The organism is Exiguobacterium sp. s166 (assembly GCF_018618855.1).
GTDB lineage: Bacteria > Bacillota > Bacilli > Exiguobacteriales > Exiguobacteriaceae > Exiguobacterium_A.
In genome coordinates, this window is sequence record NZ_JACSMU010000001.1 from 125,918 (window position 1) to 144,303 (window position 18,386).

20 protein-coding genes are annotated in these 18,386 nt (G+C 46.0%); all 20 read right to left on the bottom strand.

The genetic code is table 11. The annotated features are described in order from the left end of the window. Nucleotides 1–13: 13 nt before the first annotated feature. Entirely contained in the window at nt 14–568 is a 555-nt protein-coding gene (locus KNP93_RS00655) for a MotE family protein (protein ID WP_131972515.1), read from the bottom strand. Further along, entirely contained in the window at nt 565–999 is a 435-nt protein-coding gene (locus KNP93_RS00660) for a flagellar export protein FliJ (protein WP_026828010.1), read from the bottom strand. The genes KNP93_RS00655 and KNP93_RS00660 overlap by 4 nt, the downstream gene beginning before the upstream one ends. Before the next feature lie 12 nt (nt 1,000–1,011). Next, nucleotides 1,012–2,325, bottom strand: a complete 1,314-nt coding sequence (fliI, locus tag KNP93_RS00665; RefSeq protein WP_131502585.1) for a flagellar protein export ATPase FliI — start codon at nt 2,323–2,325, stop codon at nt 1,012–1,014. Then, nucleotides 2,318–3,043 (bottom strand): FliH/SctL family protein, encoded by a 726-nt coding sequence (locus KNP93_RS00670; protein ID WP_131972513.1) that lies wholly within the window; start codon nt 3,041–3,043, stop codon nt 2,318–2,320. Before KNP93_RS00670 ends, fliI begins: the two co-directional genes overlap by 8 nt. After that, the gene (gene fliG, locus KNP93_RS00675; RefSeq protein WP_131972512.1) at nt 3,027–4,034 is read right to left on the bottom strand and encodes a flagellar motor switch protein FliG; all 1,008 of its coding nucleotides are present in this window, start codon (nt 4,032–4,034) and stop codon (nt 3,027–3,029) included. Before fliG ends, KNP93_RS00670 begins: the two co-directional genes overlap by 17 nt. Before the next feature lie 4 nt (nt 4,035–4,038). Continuing rightward, nucleotides 4,039–5,607 (bottom strand): flagellar basal-body MS-ring/collar protein FliF, encoded by a 1,569-nt coding sequence (fliF, locus tag KNP93_RS00680; RefSeq protein WP_131972511.1) that lies wholly within the window; start codon nt 5,605–5,607, stop codon nt 4,039–4,041. A gap of 28 nt (nt 5,608–5,635) precedes the next feature. Beyond that, on the bottom strand, nt 5,636–5,923 hold the full coding sequence (fliE, locus tag KNP93_RS00685) for a flagellar hook-basal body complex protein FliE (RefSeq protein WP_131502589.1): 288 nt from the start codon (nt 5,921–5,923) through the stop codon (nt 5,636–5,638). A gap of 15 nt (nt 5,924–5,938) precedes the next feature. After that, a complete protein-coding gene (flgC, locus tag KNP93_RS00690; RefSeq protein ID WP_131502590.1) occupies nt 5,939–6,337 on the bottom strand; it encodes a flagellar basal body rod protein FlgC in 399 nt (132 codons plus the stop codon). A gap of 3 nt (nt 6,338–6,340) precedes the next feature. Continuing rightward, nucleotides 6,341–6,706 carry a flagellar basal body rod protein FlgB gene (gene flgB, locus KNP93_RS00695; RefSeq protein WP_251138585.1) on the bottom strand — a complete coding sequence of 122 codons (366 nt, stop codon included), beginning with the start codon at nt 6,704–6,706 and terminating at the stop codon, nt 6,341–6,343. A gap of 246 nt (nt 6,707–6,952) precedes the next feature. After that, the gene (codY, locus tag KNP93_RS00700) at nt 6,953–7,732 is read right to left on the bottom strand and encodes a GTP-sensing pleiotropic transcriptional regulator CodY (RefSeq protein WP_012370753.1); all 780 of its coding nucleotides are present in this window, start codon (nt 7,730–7,732) and stop codon (nt 6,953–6,955) included. A 16-nt stretch (nt 7,733–7,748) separates the two neighbouring features. Continuing rightward, nucleotides 7,749–9,119 carry an ATP-dependent protease ATPase subunit HslU gene (gene hslU / locus KNP93_RS00705; protein ID WP_131502592.1) on the bottom strand — a complete coding sequence of 457 codons (1,371 nt, stop codon included), beginning with the start codon at nt 9,117–9,119 and terminating at the stop codon, nt 7,749–7,751. Next, entirely contained in the window at nt 9,112–9,708 is a 597-nt protein-coding gene (hslV, locus tag KNP93_RS00710; protein ID WP_369835017.1) for an ATP-dependent protease subunit HslV, read from the bottom strand. Before hslV ends, hslU begins: the two co-directional genes overlap by 8 nt. Beyond that, nucleotides 9,677–10,555, bottom strand: a complete 879-nt coding sequence (locus tag KNP93_RS00715) for a tyrosine-type recombinase/integrase (protein ID WP_131502593.1) — start codon at nt 10,553–10,555, stop codon at nt 9,677–9,679. Before KNP93_RS00715 ends, hslV begins: the two co-directional genes overlap by 32 nt. A 171-nt stretch (nt 10,556–10,726) precedes the next feature. Beyond that, complete coding sequence (gene trmFO / locus KNP93_RS00720; RefSeq protein WP_131972510.1) at nt 10,727–12,031, bottom strand: FADH(2)-oxidizing methylenetetrahydrofolate--tRNA-(uracil(54)-C(5))-methyltransferase TrmFO; 1,305 nt, start codon at nt 12,029–12,031, stop codon at nt 10,727–10,729. Between the two features lie 3 nt (nt 12,032–12,034). Next, entirely contained in the window at nt 12,035–14,131 is a 2,097-nt protein-coding gene (gene topA / locus KNP93_RS00725; protein WP_131502595.1) for a type I DNA topoisomerase, read from the bottom strand. Nucleotides 14,132–14,196: 65 nt separating this feature from the next. Next, nucleotides 14,197–15,006 carry a DNA-processing protein DprA gene (gene dprA, locus KNP93_RS00730; RefSeq protein ID WP_188004508.1) on the bottom strand — a complete coding sequence of 270 codons (810 nt, stop codon included), beginning with the start codon at nt 15,004–15,006 and terminating at the stop codon, nt 14,197–14,199. Nucleotides 15,007–15,070: 64 nt separating this feature from the next. Next, nucleotides 15,071–15,985 (bottom strand): succinate--CoA ligase subunit alpha, encoded by a 915-nt coding sequence (gene sucD, locus KNP93_RS00735; protein WP_114595489.1) that lies wholly within the window; start codon nt 15,983–15,985, stop codon nt 15,071–15,073. A gap of 13 nt (nt 15,986–15,998) precedes the next feature. Continuing rightward, nucleotides 15,999–17,159, bottom strand: a complete 1,161-nt coding sequence (gene sucC / locus KNP93_RS00740; RefSeq protein WP_026827995.1) for an ADP-forming succinate--CoA ligase subunit beta — start codon at nt 17,157–17,159, stop codon at nt 15,999–16,001. 88 nt (nt 17,160–17,247) lie between these two features. Then, entirely contained in the window at nt 17,248–17,508 is a 261-nt protein-coding gene (locus KNP93_RS00745; RefSeq protein ID WP_026827994.1) for an EscU/YscU/HrcU family type III secretion system export apparatus switch protein, read from the bottom strand. Beyond that, nucleotides 17,505–18,383 carry a hypothetical protein gene (locus KNP93_RS00750; protein ID WP_214852693.1) on the bottom strand — a complete coding sequence of 293 codons (879 nt, stop codon included), beginning with the start codon at nt 18,381–18,383 and terminating at the stop codon, nt 17,505–17,507. The genes KNP93_RS00745 and KNP93_RS00750 overlap by 4 nt, the downstream gene beginning before the upstream one ends. Nucleotides 18,384–18,386 lie beyond the last annotated feature (3 nt).

Sequence of the window (18,386 nt, forward strand, 5' to 3'; positions counted from 1 at the left end):
ATTTTCTCACCCCTTATTGGACTGCCAACAATTGTGTCAACGCTGCAGCTTTTTTAGGATCCATCTTTGCCATGATGGCCGCCTGTTGTTCAGCATCAATTTCTTTAATGATTGCAACGACTTCCGTCGGACTCAATTCGTTAAAAATATTGGCTGCATCTTTCGGCGTCATCTCCGCATAGACATCTGTCACATCAGCAGTCTTTTTCGACGCAGACTTATCTGTCACTGTCGTTGCAGGTGTAGCCGGCGTGTTTTTCAACCGATCCCGTTCCGCAATCAACCGGACGACTTCCTGTTCTTTCGCTTGGATGAGTTCTGCTTGATCAGTCGTCTTTGCCCGTAGTTTTTTGATTTCAGCGTTTGCTAATTTCAAACGTTGTTCGATCTCCGAACTTTTTGAAGACGTTACCTTCGTGTTCGTTACTTCTTCTGACGCAAAAGGCAATGAAAAAATCGGCCGCCCATTAGCGTAATTTAATACGAGATAGGCTGTAAATAATAACAATAACAACGGGATGATTAATAAGGGCAAAATCCATTGTTTTGATGACTTGTTCTCACTCATGTCGTTCGCCTTCTTCCAAACTGCAATAATGCTAATTCATCCATTTGGTTCTGTTCCACCAAAGCGAGTGTCCGCCGATTTTCTTCTAATTGATTTGATTGCAGTCGTGTAAATTTCTTTTCTTCAATCAAAGCCTCTTTTAAATCGACTTGAGCCCGTTCATACTGATTTTTCGCCTGGGTCACGTATAGCTGTTGTCGCTCAATCTGTTGTTTGACGACATCACGTGCACGTTCACGGTATTGAGAAGCAAGCAGCTCAACCGTTCCTGTTTCATTTTGTGCTTTTAAAAAAGCTTCATAACGAACGAGAAGATGGTACAGTTTCTCGACCTCGACTTCATATTGCTTCTTTTTTTCAGCAGTATGTTTTGAAACACGATCCTTTTCCGCTTCCGCTAAAGGAATAATACGTTCATATATGGTTTTCATTCGCGCCCTCCCTTAACGGATTGTCGAAATCAGACGACCCATGCCATCTTCGAAATGGCTTTTTTCTTCCACCCGTTGTTTTAAAAAACCGATCAATTCAGGATATTTTTCAACAGCCCGATCAATGTCAGGGTTTGTACCACTTTTATAAGCACCGATATTGATTAAATCCTCGGCATCGAGGTATGTCGACAATAACTGTCTGAACGTAATCGCACTATCTTTATGTTCGGTCGAAGTAATTTGATTCATGACCCGGCTGATGGAGCGTAAGATGTGAATCGCCGGATATTGTCCTTTATTAGCGAGATTTCGGTCGAGGACAAAATGACCATCAAGAATTCCGCGGACCGCATCCGCAATCGGTTCATTCATATCATCGCCGTCAACCAGTACGGTATAAAATGCCGTAATGGAACCTTCTGTCGTTTTCCCGCTTCGTTCCAACAGTTGTGGAAGTAAGGCGAATACACTCGGTGTATATCCCTTCGAAGCAGGTGGTTCACCGGTCGCCAGGCCAATTTCACGTTGAGCCATGGCAAAACGTGTGACGGAGTCCATCATCAATACGACATTTTTTCCTTGATCCCGAAAATATTCAGCGATTGCCGTTGCCGTATACGCTCCTTTGAGTCGAACGAGTGGCGGCTGATCACTCGTCGCTACGACGATGATCGAACGGCTCATGCCTTCCTCACCTAACTCCGCCTCAATGAATTCCTTCACTTCACGGCCCCGTTCACCGATTAAGGCGATGACATTAATATCAGCCGTCGATCGTTTGGCAATCATACCGAGTAATGTCGATTTACCGACACCCGATCCTGCGAATAGTCCGACTCGTTGCCCTTGTCCGACGGTCAATAAACCGTCGATGGCACGAATACCTGTCGATAACACTTGATCGATCCGCGGACGATCGAGTGGACTTGGCGGCTTACGGACAATTGAAGTCGTCCGTAAATGCGCCAGTGATTTCCCGTCTAGCGAACGTCCGAGACCATCCAGGACTTTCCCGATCAAATCATCTCCGACAGGAACATGAAGCGGTTTTCCTGTTGCGATGACAATCGATCCCGGTGCAATGGCCGTCGTTTCACCATAAGGCATCAATAGTACATGTCCTTCTCGAAATCCAACGACTTCTGCCTCAATCTCGTCTCCACGATGAATCCGGATCAAGCACCGCTCGCCGATGGCAACAGCTGTCGGACCACGTGATTCAATCATCAAGCCAATGACTTGAACGACTTTACCAGAATGCTCGACAAGTTCTTCCCGACGAACATCTCGAATCGCTGCTTGTAACTGTTTGAGTTTATACATCGTGTAACACCTCGGTGAGTTGCTCCATTAATCGTTGATAACCGATTGACAATCCACCCGTGATGGCACCGTTCTCTGAATCAATCCGGAAATCTCGTGCAGGAAGCTCGGGATCAATCCGTAAACGGATTGTTGCCGTCCCTCCTAAAATGGTCTGTAACCGTTCATCCAGTAAGACAACCCGTTCAAAGTCTTCAGCTGATGTATAGACAATCAATTTTTCGCGATCTCTAAATTGAAGAATCAACTGTTGAATCGTCTGATAAAGTGCTTCTTCATCCTTATCGTGAAGCTGCTCCAAAAACTGATGTGTCAATTGAAGAGCCAGTGCACACAATTCATCTTCCATCAGGAGGACTCGTTCTGAAAACATCTGTTCGAGCCGGTTCGCAAGTTGATTTGTTTCCTCAATCCGTTGTTCGTATTGTGTTTGTCCAGCTTGTTGACCCGACTGATACCCTTCTTTGTAACCCTGTTGTCTCGCTTCTTCAAACACGAGAAGCCGCTCTTGCTCCAAATCAGCCCGCCGTGTTTGTTCTTGTTGTTCGATCAACAGCTGCTGTTGCTTTAGTTGGGCTTGTCCTTCCCGCATCATCTCGTCATAAGAAACAAGCGGTTCGGTTTCAGTCACCTGCTCGGATTCCGTCTGATGGAAAATCGTTCGTTGCGTCCGGTCGAAAACAACTTGACGCTTAATGACGTTAGACAACGATATCATCTCCTCCACCACGGGCTACCACGATCTCACCCATATCTTCTAGGCGACGGATGATGCCAACAATACGACTTTGTGCTTCTTCGACATCCCGTAAGCGTACAGGTCCCATGAATTCCATATCCTCTTTGAACGATTCGACCATTCGCTGGGACATATTGCGGTACACCATTTCTTTGACATCTTCCGATGAAACTTTAAGTGAAAGCAATAAGTCTTCATTCGAAACTTCCCGGATAATCCGTTGGATGGCACGTGCGTCGAGCGTAACGATATCTTCAAAGACAAACATCCGCTTTTTGATTTCTTCCGCCAACTCTGGATCCTGAATTTCAAGCGTATCGAGAATCGTCCGTTCCGTCGTCCGATCGACACCGTTCAAGACTTGAACTACTGCCTCGATTCCGCCAGATTGGGCATAATCCTGCATTCCTGCTTGCGATAGATTCCGTTCAAGAATTTGTTCGACTTCACTGATGATTTCTGGATTCATCCGGTCCATCGTTGCAATCCGTCGGGCGACATCTGACTGGGCTTCTGCCGGAAGTTCTGATAAAATTTGTCCCGATTTGACCGGATCCAGATGCGCCAAGACCAAGGCAATGGTCTGCGGATGTTCATTTTGAATGAAGTTCAGCAATTGTTTCGGATCCGCTTTGCGGGCAAATTCAAACGGTCTCACTTGAAGCGTCGACGTCAAACGATAAATGAGTTCCATCGCCTTCTCTTCACCTAATGCTTTTTCCAACACGGATTTGGCGAATCCGATACCACCTTGCGTGATATAATTTTGCGCTGTCGCTAATTCATGGAATTCTTCTAACACTTCGAGCTTCTCATCCGGATCAATCCGTTTCATGCTCGAAATCTGTAATGTCAGCCATTCCATTTCTTCTTCAGACAAATGTTTGTATACGCTGGCCGCGACTTCCGGACCAAGCGAAATCATTAAAATGGCGGCTTTTTCCCGACTACTCATCTCTAACTTCTTCATCTCATCAATCCTCCGCTAACCAGGTGCGTAACAACTTCGCAAATTCATCCGGATTGGATGCGGCAAGCTTCTCAAGCTGTTTCCGTTTGACCGTTCCTTCACTTGTGTCCTCTGTCGACAGTTCAGGAATCTCTGTCTCAATCGGAGTCCATTCTTCCAGTTCCTCAATTTCAGCTGTTCTTCTTCTACGCATCAACAGGAAGATGGCTCCTACTACAACCAGTGCTGCGGCACCTAATGCAAACCAGACCCACATCGGTGTTGTTTCCGTTGTTACTGTCTGTTTCGGTGTCTCGGCAAATGGTCTTGACATGACGACGACTTTATTCGCAAGCTCTGCATCGGTTAAGGTCGTCTTCGCATCCGTCTTCGTCAGTGAAGTACGAATGATCGAATACATCATAGTCTGTAAATCTGTTTGAAGTTGCGGATCAATTTGATTTTGTCCTTTAGGTGGCTCAACGATGACTTGAATTCCTAAATCCCGAATTTCATACGGCGCACCGGTAATCTGTTTTGTGATTCGATTGACTTCGTAATTGATGATATCGTGCGTCTTCTCACTTGTGTCTCCTGCCGTACCTGTACCTTGCGGGAAGTTAATGGTCTCATTCTCACCCGTTCCTGCAGTTCCTTCATTTGCCGCTCCCGTATACGCTTCAGCGACTTTCTCTGCCGATGTCACGATTCCCTCGATTTTATCAGGATCAACCGGTTCAACTAATTTTTGTTCCTCTTGCCGTTGCGTGACATCGACATCTGCGGTAACAGAAACCAGTGCTTTTTGTGGACCGAGAACGACTGACAGCATCTGCTGAATTTGTTGGCGTAAATCTTTTTCCGTCGTTTTCTTCAGCTGCATCGGATCCGTTCCTCCTGCAGTCTGTGCTCCCTTACCCGGCTCATAATACGTAAAGTACTGATCCATGATGGTAATGTTTTCTTCTTTTAGATTCGGGATACTTTTCGCAATCAGATGATACAGACCTTGAACCGTCTGCTGATTCAAGTCGCTGCCGGCGCTTGATGTCAAGACGACTGAGACAGTTGACGTCTCTTCTTTATCTGATAAGAAAACACTTTTTTCCGGTAATGTAATCATGACCTTCGCAGCATCAATCCCGTTGACTTGCGTAATCAGATTTTCTAATTCCGTCTGCATCGTGTCCCGCTCGAGAATGTTCATTTCCTTATCTGTTGTTCCAAATCCGGCGTTTTCGCTGAAGAATGAATAATCGATTTGACCTGATTTAGGTATTCCAGCTGTCGCCAACTCCACTTTTAAGTTTTCGGCACTTTCTTCCGGTACAAGAATCGTTACACCGTCTGTCCCACTGACGACTTCGGACTGTACACCATCTTCATTTAATTTCTCAGTCACTTGCCCAGCCTCTTGTGGTGACAACTTTGAGTAGAGCGGTGTCATCGTTGGTTTACTTAACCAAATGGCTGCAACAATGATAGCTGCAATTAGAAATAAGATAATTCCGATGATCGTTGCTTTTTTAACGAGCGACCATTCCTGCCATGTCATTTTTAATGCGCCAAAGCGCGTTTTTAGTCCTTCATTCATCAAACATCTCCCACGCTTTCCTCAACAATCACAGTTGCATACGCATCATTTCTTGGTATGCTTCGATGCCTTTATTCCGGACTTCGATAGCGAGTTGCATAGAAAGCGATGCTTCTTCTGTTTTGATCATGATGTTATGTAAGTCTGTCGTTTTTCCAGTCGCAAGATCTACTCGTGCTTGCGAAGAGGCTTGTTGCGCCTCGTTCAGACCGTTCATGGCCTGACTCAATACTTCACTGAAATCACTTGGTGTCGTTTTGGTAACCGATTGAGACGGTAAGACCATTTGCATACTTTGAATCGGTTGAATCGCCATCGTGTCATCTCCTTCTTACTTGCCGATTTCCATCGCTTTAACCAACATTGCTTTTGTTGCATTCAACGCCGTGACGTTCGCTTCATAAGAACGTGTCGCCCCCATCATGTCGACCATTTCCTTCAGTAGATCGACGTTCGGCATTTTAACGTATCCCAGTTCATCCGCATCTGGATGATTCGGATTGTATTCCAATTTGAATGGTTCTTGATCTTTTCGAATCTCGCTGACTGTCACCCCGTTGCCTGTTTCTTTCAAAACGGCTAATTTGCGGGCATATGGTTGCCATTCTCCGTCAACTAGCTCACCGCGTGTCGTCTGAGCATTGGCGATATTGGCAGAGACGGTATCGAGTCGCAGACGCTGTGCCGTCAATCCCGTTGCGGACGTATGAAAACCTGAAAACATACTCATGAATTAACGTCCTCCCCGGATGACAGACTGGATTCCGGAAAATTTCCGGTTCAATTGTTCGACCAATGCTTCGTACTCAATTTGATTGCGTGATAATTCAGACATTTCGAGATCAATATCGACCCCATTCCCATCGTTACGCATAGCAGACGATTGTTCGACGATACTTCCTGACGTACCGATCGTCGCGTGTCGTTTTAAACTCATTTTCATTTCAGAATCCAAGACATCTCCGAACACTACGCGCTTTGATTTATATCCAGGCGTATCGACGTTCGCAATATTTGCTGAAATTACTTTCTGCGCAGCTACCGTCCGATCGACGGCCTGTGTCATTGTTGCATAATCTGAACCAAGCCAGTTCATCATTCAACCTCCACCTCTATTTATCTGGTAAAAATTAGTATTATAAAGTAAGCGGTTAGTAACATATCTGAAATAATTGAAACAAATAGGTCAATGTTTGAAAAGAAGTTTTTTGAAAAATAGGGGAATGAGATGTTAGTATTTCGCTTTTTAAACCCTTTTCTTATAAAAATGATAAATAATACCTATAAAAAAAAGAAGACCTAGTACTTTACTAGGTCTTCTTTTAAATTCTAATTCTTCCTTTTTTTAGTTCGATTTAATGCGCTCTAACTCATAGAGGAAATTGTCATTTAAAATCTTGATATATGTCCCTTTCATACCAAGCGAACGGGACTCGATGACGCCGGCACTTTCAAGTTTCCGCAACGCATTGACGATGACTGAACGCGTGATGCCGACACGATCGGCAATTTTAGAGGCCACGAGTAATCCTTCGTTTCCGTCCAACTCTTCGAAGATATGTTCGATGGCTTCAAGTTCCGAATACGATAAAGAATTGATTGCCATTTGAACGACGGCTTTCTTCCGCGCTTTATCTTCCGCTTCATGAGCTTTCTCACGTAAGATTTCCATTCCGACAACTGTTGCTCCGTATTCCGCAAGCACCAAGTCCTCTTCATTAAAATCTTCGAGCATCCGGCCAAGGACAAGTGTTCCAAGTCGCTCACCGCCACCGATGATCGGAACAATCGTCGTTTTTGATGTCTCAAACATATCGCGGTTATCGATCGGGAAAGCTGTATGCTCACTGTCGATTGCGATGTTCGCTGTCGTTTCCGTCACATTAAACAATTTTTTCGTATAATCTTCCGGAAACTGACGCTCTTCAAGGAATCCACGAATCCGTGCATTCTCGATTTGTTGTTTAATCGCAATTCCTAATAACTTTCCACGACGGCTGACGATAAAGGTATTTGATTCCATAACTTCACTTAAACGATCTGCCATGACCTTAAAGTCGACATGTGTGCTTGCTTCTTGTTGTAACATCGTGTTGAGCTTTCGTGTTTTTGCCAATAAATTCATGATTTTCTTCCTCCACTTATAAGATGAACTGACTTAAGTCACGATCATCTGCTACTTTTCCGACGCGGTCCATGACATATTGTGGTGTGATGGTGACGTCTGTCTCTGGCATCTCTGCCGCTTCAAACGATAATTCTTCTAATACACGTTCCATGATGGTATATAAACGGCGAGCACCGATATTATCTGTTTCATCATTTACTTGTGCCGCAATCCGTGCAATTTGACGAATCGCGTCTTCGGTAAACGTGACATGGACTTGCTCCGCTCCAAGCAAAGCCTTGTATTGTTTCAGCAATGCTTGATTAGGCTCCGTCAAAATTTTAACAAAGTCATCTTCGGTCAGACTGTCGAGTTCCACCCGGATCGGAAAACGTCCTTGCAGCTCCGGAATCAAATCGGATGGTTTTGCCATATGGAAAGCCCCGGCTGCAATGAATAACATATGATCCGTCTTCACAGGACCATACTTCGTCACGACAGTCGATCCTTCGACGATTGGTAAGATATCACGCTGCACGCCTTCACGTGATACACCGGCACTATCTTGCCCCTTCGTTGCAATCTTGTCGATTTCATCGACGAAGATAATTCCCATCTGTTCAGCACGACGAACAGCTTCATCGTGGACTTCATTTAAATCGAGTAATCGTTCCGCTTCTTCTGCTGTCAAAATCGGACGTGCCTCTTTGACACTCAGCTGACGTTTCTTTGTTTTTTTCGGCATGACTTGTCCGAGCATATCCTGCAGATTCGCAAGACCTTCCATACCTTGTTGTCCGGAGAACAAATCCATTTGGCGTTCTTCAATGTCCACATCAATCATGCGGTCTTCTAGTTGACCTTGAAACAATTGTTGACGAATGACGGATCGATCGGCTGTATCGCTGGCAGTTTCCTGCTCGGGCGGTTTTTGAGTTCCACCGAACAGCATCTCAAACGGATTTCCTCCCCCAAGACCAGTCGAAGCTTTTTTACCGACAAGGGCATCGACGATTCGTTCATTCGCAACCGCTTCAGCACGCTCTTTCAAAGCTTCCTTTTTCTCGTCTTTGACAAGCCGTAGTGAAGCTTCGACTAAATCACGGACCATTGATTCAACGTCACGTCCGACATAACCGACTTCCGTGAATTTCGTAGCTTCGATTTTAACGAACGGTGCACGGACCAGTTTAGCAAGTCGACGGGCAATTTCCGTTTTCCCGACTCCTGTCGGTCCGATCATCAAGATGTTTTTCGGTGTCACTTCATCACGCAGACTCGGATCGAGCAACTGACGGCGGTAACGATTTCGGAGTGCAATCGCGACGGCTCGTTTCGCGTCCGCTTGACCAATAACATGTTCATTTAGTTTTTCCACGATTTGTCTCGGTGTAAATTCATGCATCTGCACTTCCCCCAATCGTTTCTAAAATGATTTGATCATTCGTGAATACACATAACTCCCCTGCTGTTTCAAGAGCGGCGCGGGCGATTTCCTCGGCCGTCATGTGTGCAGCGTGCCGAGCCAGTGCCCGACCCGCGGCAAGCGCATAGTTTCCGCCTGAACCGATGGCCAAAATCCCGTCATCGGGTTCGATGACTTCTCCGTTACCTGAAACAAGAAGTAAATGTGTTCCATCCATGACAAGTAACAAAGCTTCCAGCTGGCGTAACATTTTATCGCCCCGCCATTCCTTTGCTAATTCCACGGCAGCTCGTTGCAGGTTCCCGTTGTACATCTCAAGTTTTGCTTCAAACTTTTCGAATAATGTAAACGCATCGGCTACACTTCCTGCAAACCCTGCAATCACTTTTCCACCATAGAGACGTCGGACTTTTTTTGCACTTTTCTTCATGATGACTTGATTACCAAAAGTCACTTGTCCATCCCCGCTCATTGCAGATTGACCGTTATGTTGAATCGCAAAAATCGTCGTTGCATGAAACATGCTATTTCCTCCCTTAGGCACGCGGATGCGCTTGCTGATAAACATGTCGTAGCCGCTCCGTCGTGACGTGTGTATATTGCCCTGTCGTCGATAATGAAGCATGCCCAAGCAATTCTTGCACCGCTCGTAAATCTGCTCCACGTTCCAGTAAATCGGTCGCGAAACTATGTCGTAAAGCATGTGGTGTCACATGTTTCGATAAAAAGGGATCTGCCTTTTTTAAGATTTTCCGAATCCCGTCCGTTGTCAAACGGCGACCTGAACGAGAAAGAAAAACGGCTTGTGCTTCATCCTCGGCCGGTTGTCGTTTCATCAAATACTCGGATAAGGCTTTTCTCGCAAATGATCCGATTGGTGTAATCCGTTCTTTTCGTCCTTTTCCGTATACATGCACATATTCCAAGTCCGGATCTAAATCTTTTACGTTCAATCCGGCTAATTCGCTGACACGCATTCCTGACGCATACAGCAACTCAATCAATGCCACATTCCGTACCCCTAATGAATCCGACGTTCGGAAAACTTCTAAAAATCGTTCGTATTCTGATGGCACTAAAAACGTCGGTAGCGTTTGGACACGTTTGGGTGCCTTCAATCCCTCAAAAGGATTGACGTCATTCGTATCCCGCGTCACAAAACGTCCGAACTGTTTCAAACAAGATACTTTTTGAGCGATCGTTGATTTAGATGCTTTTTGATCATAAAGAGCAAACAAATAACGCCGTGCAGTTGCCAATTCAATCGATCTCAGCTGATGATCGAGGCAAAAAGCGGCGTATTGTCGAAGTGTTTGATCATAAGAGCGGCCCGTATTTGGAGATAATTGACGCTCGATGTGTACATACCGTAAAAACGATTTTCGCAGTACGTCAAACTCTGAGTCTACTCCCATTGATGAGCCCCCTTCTAACCATTTCATACTCGAATCGCCCTTAGCATAGCACACCGTAAGTAGTCTGACAATAGACCAAAAACCGGAAAAATAACAAAATTATCACGCTTTTATGACAAATTAAGAAATGGGAGAAAAGAACGCTGAATTGCGCCTTCTCCCCCATCTTACTTACATATCGGTAAAGTCTTTGATTGCTTCCAATGCCCGCTCGGCAAGAAGCGCATATTTTTCTGGTTTCTTCATTCGACCGGTTTGGTTGGCAAGTCCCGGTACAAGTCCGAAGTTTGCATTCATCGGCTGGAAGTTCTTTCCTTCCGTCGTCGTGATGTAATGCGCCATCGCACCCATCATCGTTTCCTTCGGGAAGGCGATCGGCTCCGCTTCATTAACTAAACGAGCCGCATTGATACCTGCCGTCAAACCGGAAGCAGCTGATTCGACGTATCCTTCGACACCTGTCATCTGACCGGCAAAGAATAGATCCGGACGTGTTCGTGTCTGATACGTCGGTTGCAACAAGTTCGGTGAATTGACAAACGTATTCCGGTGCATGACACCATAACGAACGATTTCAGCATTTTCAAGACCTGGAATCAAACGGATGATCCGTTTTTGTTCGCCCCACTTCAGATGCGTTTGGAATCCGACGAGGTTAAACAATGTCCCGGCTGAGTTATCCTGACGAAGTTGAACGACGGCATACGGACGTTCACCCGTTTTCGGATCTTCAAGACCAACCGGCTTCATCGGTCCGAATAAAAGTGTCTTCGGTCCGCGTGACGCTAATACTTCAAATGGCATGCATCCTTCGAAGTAGATTTCCTTCTCGAATTCTTTTAACGGAACGACTTCCGCTTGAATCAACTCATTGTGGAAATGCATAAACTCTTCTTCTGTCATCGGACAGTTCAAGTAAGCTGCTTCCCCTTTATCATAACGTGACTTTAAATATACTTTATCGCGGTCAATCGTATCGCCGTCAAGAATCGGTGCGGCAGCATCAAAGAAGTACAGGTAATCTTCTCCGGTGAACTGCTTAAGGGATTCGGATAAGGAGGCACTTGTTAAAGGACCTGTCGCGACGATGGTCGGACCATCCGGAATCGCTTCAAGTTCCTCATGATGAACCGTGACGTTCGGATGATTTTTTAACGTTTCCGTCACGTATCCGGCAAAGTCATGTCGATCGACAGCAAGCGCACCACCTGCCGGCACACTCGCAAGATCGGCAGCCTTGAGGATAAGTGAGTCGAGTTGTCGCATTTCTTCTTTTAATACACCGACTGCATTTGTCAGTTGATTAGCTCGAAGTGAGTTCGAGCAGACGAGTTCTGCAAATTGATCGGTATGGTGAGCAGGTGTCTGCTTGACTGGTCGCATTTCATATAAATCTACTTGTACACCACGTTTCGCAAGTTGCCATGCTGCTTCAGAACCTGCGAGACCGGCGCCGATTACGGTTACCCGTTTCATCGGTCATTCCTCCTCTTGCTCCTGATCGATGCGTGTTTCATGATGTCCGCAAGACGTACATTCTACTTTCACACCGTTCTTGATTTTCTTTTGTACCATCATACTGCTACAAACCGGACATGGTTCTTCGACCGGTTTATCCCATGAGACGAATTCACATTCCGGATAATTCGAACAGCCGTAGAATAAGCGTCCTTTTTTACTCCGGCGTTCCACGATCTCACCTGTTCCACACGTCGGACATTTAACACCAATCTCAACTTGAATCGGCTTCGTGTTCCGACATTCCGGGAAGTTTGAGCACGCCATGAATTTTCCATAACGGCCCATCTTGATGACCATCGCGTGTCCGCAGACTTCACAATCTTCTCCGGCCGGTTCGTCTTTAATTTCGATTTTTTCGATTTCGGCTTCTGCACGTGTCAGACGCTTTTCGAACGATTTATAAATCGGATCGACGACTTCCGTCCACTGCATGTCCCCTTTTTCGATTGCATCGAGCAACGCTTCCATATCCGCCGTAAATTGAACGGTGATGAATTCTTGGAAATAATCACTGATCATATCGATGACCAGTTCCCCGAGTTCGGTCGGCAGGAATTTTTTCTCTTCGAGCGTCACGTAACCACGTTTTTGGATCGTATCGAGTGTCGGCGCATACGTCGACGGACGACCAATCCCAAGTTCTTCCATCGCCCGGACGAGGCGTGCCTCGGTATACCGCGGTGGTGGTTGCGTAAAGTGTTGTTTCGGCTCAATCATTTCCTGCTCCAAGACTTCACCGTCTTCAAGCGGCGGCAACAAACCGTCCTTGACGTCCGTTACCGTCTCATCGTCTGTATCTTCAATATAGACTTTCATGAATCCGGCAAATTTGACCGTCGAACCGTTTGCCCGGAACATGACATCATTTGAGACCAAGTCGACTTTGACTGTATCGAGAACAGCCGGAGCCATTTGACTCGCAACGAACCGTTCCCAAATCAATTTGTATAACCGGAACTGATCGCGGGATAAATACGATTTGACAAGTTGCGGGTCACGCATCGTCGATGTCGGACGAACAGCTTCGTGGGCATCTTGCGAATTCGCTGCTTTTTTCTCTTTCCGTTTTTCGACAGCGATGTATTCTTTCCCGTATGCATTTTCGATGAACCCCTGCGCTTCGATGTTGGCGGTTTCGGATGTCCGGGTTGAATCGGTCCGCATGTACGTAATCAAACCGACCGTTCCTTCTTTGCCGAGCTCGATTCCTTCATATAATTGCTGGGCAATCATCATCGTCTTCTTCGCACGGAAGTTCAGCTTGCGGGCTGCTTCTTGTTGGAGCGAACTCGTCGTAAACGGCAAGGCTGGATTCCGGCGACGCTCTTTTTTCGTGACGGAGTCGACCGTGAAGGACTCTGAAAGTTTTGCCAATACTTCATTGACTTCCTCTTCTGAGTGCAATTCACGTTTCTTCCCGTCAATCCCGTAGAAGTTGGCTTCGAGCTTTTCACCATTGGCATCAAGCTCTAGTTTGATCGTCCAATATTCTTCTGGTAAAAAGGCATTGATTTCTTGCTCGCGGTCAATGATCATCTTCACGGCAACCGATTGAACACGTCCTGCTGACAAGCCCTTTTTAATTTTCTTCCAGAGTAACGGACTCATGCTGTAACCGACGAGACGGTCCAAGATACGCCGTGCCTGTTGTGCATCGACAAGATCGTAGTTGATCTTGCGGGGTCTCTTGAACGAATCTTTGATGGCGTCTTTCGTGATTTCATTAAAGACGACCCGGCATTCTGTCGATTCATCGACACCGAGGGCTTTCGCTAAATGCCAAGCGATTGCTTCCCCTTCGCGGTCCGGGTCGGCTGCGAGATAGATTTTTTGTGCTTTTTTAGCGGCCGTTTTTAATTCTTTTAAAACCGGACCTTTACCACGAATCGTAATATACTTTGGTTCATAATCATGTTCTACGTCAACACCCATTTGACTTTTCGGTAAGTCGATGACATGTCCCATCGAAGCTTTCACGGTATAGTTTGAACCGAGATAACGTTTGATGGTTTTTGCCTTTGCAGGTGATTCGACAATTACTAAATATTTTGCCATTACAATCGCTCCCTATTAGAGGCGTACTCGTATTTTAATCTCACTTATCATAGTAGTCTCGATTCCTATTTGTCAACGTTCATCAAGATACTTTTTGAAACTTCTTCCGGATTCAAGAGCGGAATCGCCCCTTCCGCAATCAGTTGATTTGTCCCTTGAAAGTGTTTTTCTGTTGGACAACCAGGGATACAATACACGTCTTTTCCCTGTTCCAGCGCGTGACCTGCCGTGTTCATCGTTCCGCTTTTCCGGGTTGCCTCAACGATAATCAATCCTGACGCCAGTCCCGAGATGATCCGGTTTCGTTCCAAAAACTGATATTTCTTGACTGGGGTTGAAGCGGGATACTCAGATAAAAGCAGTCCGGCTTGTTGAATCCGCTGGAACAGTCGTGAATGCCGGACGGGGTACAAGTAATCAAACCCGCTCGCTAACACAGCAATCGTCGCTTGATGATGTTTAAGGGAAAGACGATGTACAAGAGAATCAATGCCAAGGGCGCCACCTGACACCGTGACGAATGGAGACTCAAAAAAGGGACGTAAGAAAGATAAACGTTTTGAGTGAGAAGGAGAAGGTTGACGACTTCCGATGATACTGATCATCGGCTGTTGTAATAGGGAAGGATCACCGCTGAAGAAAAGACCATAAACGGGCTGAGGAATCTGAAGTAACGACATCGGAAAACACGGGTCTCCGGGGACAAGAAGGTTCATTGGGACTTGATCCAATTGTAAGGCTTGCTGATAACGGTTTTTGATGGATCTTGACACGGGTAAATCCTCTACCGGTAAAAGACCGTACTGCTCGATCAAGACAACGATTGAATACGGAACCCGGCAAGTCGCAAAACGTGCATACAGTTCTCTGTCCATTCATTACGCTCCTTTTATATAGAAGAAAGCCGTCCTGATTAAATCAGGACAGCTGACATCTTGTTTAGTTCACAGTTGAACCTGTGACACATTCATCGTAAATACCGGCTTCTTTGATGACACGAATCAACGTCTCACCGATGATAGCTGGCGTTTCTGCTACTTCGATACCATTGGCACGAAGTGTTTTGATTTTTTCTGCAGCAGTTCCTTTACCGCCTGAAATGATTGCACCGGCATGACCCATCCGTTTACCTTCAGGTGCTGTTTGTCCACCGATGAATCCGATGACCGGCTTCGTCATGTTGGCTTTGACCCACTCAGCCGCTTCTTCTTCTGCCGTTCCACCGATTTCACCCAGCATGATGACGGCTTTTGTTTCCGGATCTTCATTAAACGCTTTAAGCGTATCAATGAAATCTGTTCCGTTGACCGGATCGCCCCCGATTCCTACTGCTGTTGATTGACCAATTCCTGCTGTCGTCAATTGATGAACTGCTTCGTACGTCAATGTTCCAGAACGTGAAACGATTCCAACGTGACCTGGAGTATGAATGTATCCTGGCATGATCCCAAGTTTCGCAACGCCTGGCGTAATCACACCCGGACAGTTTGGTCCGATCAGACGGACTGGTTTTCCGTCCAGATAACGTTTTACTTTAACCATATCAAGAACCGGAATTCCTTCCGTGATACAAATGATCAAAGCGATGTTTGCATCCGCTGCTTCCATGATGGCATCCGCTGCAAATGCAGGCGGTACATAAATGATTGAAGCATTGGCAGCTGTCTTTTCGACTGCCTGAGCTACTGTATCGAAGACCGGTACTCCTAATACTTCCGTTCCACCTTTACCTGGTGTCACGCCACCGACGAGGTTCGTTCCGTAATCAATCATCTGTTCGCCGTGGAACATCCCTTGATTCCCTGTAATTCCTTGAATGATGACTTTTGTTGATTCATTTACCCAAATACTCATCCTTAGCTCCCCCTTACTTCACGAGCGCAGCAATTTTTTCTGCGCCGTCTGCCATTGATGTAGCTGCTGTAATCGCTAGACCTGAATCTTTGAGAATTTGTTTCCCGGCATCGACATTTGTTCCTTCGAGACGGACGACGAGTGGCAATTCTAAGCCCACTTCTTTTGTTGCGGCAACGATACCTTCTGCAATGACGTCACACTTCATGATTCCACCAAAGATGTTAACGAAAATCCCTTTGACGTTCTCATCCGATAAAATCAATTTAAAGGCTTCTGTTACTTTTTCTTTTGTCGCACCGCCACCGACATCAAGGAAGTTTGCTGGATCGCCGCTGAAATGCTTGATGATATCCATCGTCGCCATCGCGAGACCTGCACCGTTGACGAGACATCCGATGTTTCCGTCGAGTGCGATATAGTTTAAGTCATTTTTAGAAGCTTCCACTTCACGTGGATCCTCTTCTGACTCGTCACGGAGTGCAACGACATCCGCATGACGGTATAACGCGTTTGAATCAAAGTTGAGTTTTGCATCAAGTGCCAAGACATCACCGTCTTTTGTTGTGACGAGTGGATTGATTTCAGCAATCGAGCAGTCTTTATCGACGAAGAATGTATACAATTTAGTGACCATACCGACGAATTTATTGACAAGTTTAACCGGAACACCCATTGCAAACGCCAATTTACGCGCTTGGAAGGCTTGTAAACCAACTGCCGGATCAACCACTTCTTTGATGATTTTTTCCGGAGTTGCTTCTGCGACTTCCTCAATATCCATTCCGCCTTCACTTGAACCCATGATGACGACACGTCCCGTTACACGGTCAAGGACAATCCCGAGATAGTATTCCTTGTCAATCGCGCAACCTTCCTCAACAAGAAGACGTTGGATGACTTTACCTTCTGGACCTGTTTGATGCGTGACGAGTGTTTTGCCGAGTAACTCTGTCGCGAATTCTTTCACTTCTTCTTGCGATTTTGCCAATTTAACACCACCGGCTTTACCGCGACCCCCTGCGTGAATCTGTGCTTTTACGACTTTGATCGGACCTGACAATTGTTCTGCTGCATCGACTGCTTCTTCAACTGTAAATGCTGCAATTCCGTTCGGAACAGGTACACCGTACGAACGAAGTAACTCTTTTGCCTGATATTCATGTACATTCATGAAAAAATCCCCCTTAACCCCTTTAGTTTCGGCTCTTTCATTGTAGTTAAAATTGGAAGCGCTGTCTATCGTTATCGACCGAAAGCATTTATTTCTTCGAAATTCCTGTTTGATCGAGTTGATATAAAAAGGCGAATAACTCGGCAATGACCCCATATAATTCATTTGGAATTTGCTCTGAGACTTGGACGGCGTCGAGCAATGTGACCAACGTCTCGTCTTGCCGTATCGGAATACCGTGTTGGAGAGCTTCTTCGAGAATTCGCTCCGCCACCCGTTCTGATCCTTTCGCGACGACCTTAGGAGCCTGCATCTGTTCTTCATATGATAAGGCGATGGCTTTTTTCATATCTGATAATCCACCCTTCCGTTTCGATCCGTCGGTTGGAACGATATCCGTTCTTTTTCCGCTTCTATTTGTTCGAAGCGGATCAAATCATATCCCTGCTCGTACAGACGTTGTTCGATGGTCGGCTGATAGTGGCACATAAAAGCGGCAATCCGGTCATCCGGATGAAAAACGGAAATCGCGATTTTTCGATCCGTGATTAATAAATCCAATGCAATTTCGCCGACTTTCGGCAGTTTTAAGTAAAAAGCAATTCGTGCGTGATCCGGATTAAATTCTTTTTGATCAAAGGGTGCCTCCATCGTGACGTCGACTTCTTCGAAAGGACCAAATTGCGGTAATTGAAACAAAAATATACCGCGTCCGGTTTCATTCGTTGCTTGAATGACCTGTTGGGCCAGCACCTGATCACTCGTCTTCCGGTCGAGCTGCCCCTCTGTTGTACCATCCGCACTCCGAGCGAGTTGAACCAACTCGATGATGGCTTGTTTGAAGGCTGTTCCGGATCCCTCCATCACTTTTTGACCCAGCTGTTGCAACACTTCTCGTGTCGTTTGCGGGACGGATTCCGCTGAAAGTGGAGCAATCCGATCAAATGTCGGAAGCACCGGTAATTTCGGAGAACTGGTTTCCTGTGAAACAATTTTTAAAACGGGCTGTCCATCTGTACTCGTGACCAGAAACCGGTAGGTCGCTCCTTCTTTTAGCTCGGCTGTCGTCCCCGCCGTCAAGACACGTTGTCCGACTTGCAGTTCCATCAGACCGTCCGGAAGCAGTTTCAGTACTTTACCGATGACGTTTGCCCCTTCACGCAAAGGTTGGTTAGCCGAATCAATAATTTTAAAGGGCAATAAGGCACGATGCTCAATCTGCACGAT